2 protein-coding genes are annotated in these 3,617 nt (G+C 66.0%); both read left to right on the forward strand.

Translation table 11 applies throughout. The annotated features are described in order from the left end of the window. On the forward strand, positions 1-2,823 hold a 2,823-nt coding region (locus VM221_07650; protein HUT74695.1), incomplete at its 5' end, for a VCBS repeat-containing protein. Between the two features lie 188 nt (positions 2,824-3,011). Beyond that, the coding region (locus VM221_07655; protein HUT74696.1) for a hypothetical protein at positions 3,012-3,617 on the forward strand (606 nt) is incomplete at its 3' end.

Genomic DNA, 3,617 nt, shown 5'->3' on the forward strand with positions numbered 1-3,617 from the left:
GCGCCCTATGGGCGCTCCGGGCCCAATCTGGCGGACCTGGATGGCGACGGCAAGGCCGAGGTCCTCATCACCCGCAGCAACGTGAACCGGTACCCGTGCCTGATCGCCATTGACCGTAACGGCCGCTTCATGTGGCGCACCCAGGACCTCTCGCACGGATATGTGTCGAATGCCACAGTGGACCTGGATGGTGACGGCAAGCTGGAGATCTTCCACGCCGACAAAGCCGGGAACGTCTATTGCGAGAACCATGACGGCACCCGCCGCTGGATGGCCACCTTTGAGGGCCACGGAATCTTCTGGGCGCCGGCGGTGGCGGACCTCGACGGCGACGGGCAACTGGAAGTCGTCACCGGTCAACGCATGAGCGGCGCGTCCGCGGCGGGCCTGCAAGTCATTAGCTCGGACGGCAGCGTGAGGCCGGCCCCCGGCGTTACCGGGGGAGCGAACGCCTCGCCGGCGGTGGGTGACCTGGACGGCGACGGCAAGCTGGAGCTGGTGGCGAGCATGCAGTCTCCGGATCGGCTGGTTTGCCTGACCTGGGGCGGAGGCGGGCGCGTGGGGTGGCCGTCGCTGCGCGGCAACTCCGCCATGACCGGGGCCGACCCGAGCGTGGCCCCTGGCTCGCCGGCGCCGGCGGCGAAGATGAACCCCTCCGGCCAGGCCGCGATCAACGCGGGCAGAGCGTATTGGGGCGACAACGCATGGCCTGTGACGTGGCGGCAGCCGGCGCCGGAGGGCGCCTTCATCGAGCTGACGGCGGTGGCGACAAGCGGCAAACGCGAGGTTGTCATCCAGGATCTGAAGCAAGGCGCCACGTCGGCGCAGGTCAAGTGCTTTCTGGCTGCCGAGGGCGCGTTCGACATCAGTGCCAGGCTCCTGGTCAACAGCGTGACGGAGCCGGTGTTCGCGGCCACCGCCACGGTGCGGCTGGAAGCGCCGGAGTTCTGTGATGATGCGGGGGTGGAGAAGGCGGTGAATGGAGCGGTGGCGGCGGGGAGGGCGGCCGGCGCCGAGTCCATCAGCCTAGGGGCCGACCTGCTGGTGCTTCGGGCGCAGGAGCGATCGGTCAAGGAGATGAAGCAGGCCGGCGCTGCGAACACCGAGATCGCGACCGCCGCCGGCGCGCTGCGCCAGCGGGCGCGAGAGCTGCTCGAGCTGGCGACGGTGCTGGGCGGTCTATGGTCCGGGGGGGATACGGGCGCCTTCGTGGTGTGGCAGGATCGCAACCCGTGGGATGCGTTTGACCCGCGGGCCATCCCCGAAGATCTCCAGACCTGGCCGGTGGTGAAACACCAGTACGCCGCCGGCGTGGACGAGACGCTGCCATCGGAGCGGCCGGTGAAGGTCACCGCGTACGGCAACGAGTTCGAGAACGTCGCGCTCAACCTCTTGAACACGACGGCGAAGACCCTCCGCGTCAGATGCACCTTTCAACGACCCGCGCGCGCAGGAGGCTCGAGGCCCAAGCCATCCCCGGAGCTGGCCAAGCACGCGACCTTGCAGCAGTTGTTGCCGGTCGCCGGCGCAGCATTTAGCGACATAGTATATGACGTGCTGCCGGACCTCGACCGCTCGGGGGTGATCGAGCTGGTTCCAGGCGAGGTCGCTCAGTTGTGGCTGACGGTGAAGACCCACGGGCTGGAGCCGGGGCCCCACCGGCTCACCCTGTACCTGGGGACGATGGCGCAGAAGGATAATTTCACCTTCCGCGAGGTGCCCATCGAGATCCAGGTGTGGCCGGTGAGCCTGCCGACGGACAAGTACCAGTTGATGAACTGGGCGAGCCTGGACGCGGCCTCGGACCAGGCCTTGCAGAACATGATTGACCACGGGATGTCGGTGATCTACGGCTCGTCACTGCCCGGCGTGCCGGTTGATGAGCGGGGGAACCTCGCCGGCGAGGTTGACTGGACGAGGTTCGACCGGCAGATGGCGCGCGTTCCCAAGTACTGGCAGTTCCTGTGGGGATCGTATCCGACCCCCATCTTCCCCAAGGGCATCAATGCGCCCGCCGAGAGCGAGCTCTACTTCAACGGCGTCAAGACCGCGATCGGGGAGATGGTGAAGCATCTGCAGTCAATTGGCATCGGGTACGACCGCTGGGCCTTCTACCCCGTTGACGAGCCGTGGATCGTGGGCTTCACCAACATTCCGCCATTGCGCCAGTTCTGCACGCTGACCAAGCGCGCCGACCCCAATGTGCGCAACTATGCTGATCCGGCGAACCTGGTGCGCATTGAGTATATAGAGGAGTTCAAGGACCTCATTGACGTCTGGCAGCCGCAGGTTGACGTCCTGAAACGTGACCCGGAGCTGGTGAAATGGTTTCGGGAGAACGCAAAGGCGTTTTGGTTCTATGAAGCCGCCGGAGAAGCGAAAGACCTGCTGCCCCTGGGTCATTACCGAATACGTCCGTGGCTTGCGTGGCGCTTCGGGGCGACGGGGTCCGGGTTCTGGGTCTATAAGGACCTCGATATGTGGTGGGCGCTGGACAGCGAGGGCTACGGAGCGGTGTACCAGACTGACAAGGATGTCGTCACGTCGCGGCGGTGGGAGGCCGTGCGCGACGGGGTCGAGGACTGGCGGGCGCTGTACGTCCTGCGCGAGGAAATCGAGAAGGCACGCGCCTCCGGCCGTACTGCCGAGGCTGACGCGGCCCAGGCCCTGAGTGACGAAGCCGTGGAGGCCATCGTCGGATATAGCCTGAAATACATCGATGAAATCACCCGGTGGACTCGCGATTACGAGGTAGATTTCAATCTGTTCACGGACTATCGCGCTCGGATCGCCGAGCAGATCATCAGGCTGCGGCGACAGTAGCGGACCCGCAGCGCACGATCAGGATCACCGGGCGGTCCGGGTGGCGCATGGGCGCAGACGGTCAAATCGCCGTCTGCTGTTCGCGCCGCCGTCCAGGCGCCGTTTGCTGCCGCTGATGAGGTTCGGGCGCCAGGCGTACAGCGTCGGCTCGCCAGGCGGATAAGCTTGCGAGATGAGGTGAACGGGTAATGAGAAGAGCATTCCAGGTAGCGATGGCGTCGTTGCTTGCCACCAGCATGATGGCCGGCGCATGGGCGCAGACGGTCAAGTGGGTTCGTGAATCGGATTCCCACTTCTCCGCGCCGACTCTGTACCCGAACGCGGCGCGGCCCACCGGGGTGGCGGTCGCGAGCGGGCGGCAGGTGATGGTTCTCAACGGAGACGGGTCGGTGGTGATGGAAACCACGCTCGATGGCGACATCGCAACCCCGGTCACGATTGAAGACGTGGATGGCGACGGGGCGATGGAGCTGATCGTGGTGCTTTCTCAGGGCGACGTCGTGTGCCTGAGCCGCGAGGGGAAGGAGAGGTGGCGATTCAGTACCGGTTCGCCGAGCGGAGGCTTCAAGAGCCTGGTGATGGCCGACGTGCACCCTGCGCCGGGCCGGGAGGTGCTATTCGGGCCGGATGACGGGTGGTTGTACTGCATCAGCGCCCGGGGCGAGGTCCTGTGGCGCTTCTACGGGGATCGTTTCCGGGTGGGCCCTCCGGCCGTGGGTGACCTTGATGGCGATGGCGCACCCGAGGTCGTTTACAGCACCGACAACGGGCACGTGTACTGCCTGACCGGGCAC

This window comes from Armatimonadota bacterium, from assembly GCA_035527535.1.
In the GTDB taxonomy this organism is placed as follows: Bacteria; Armatimonadota; Hebobacteria.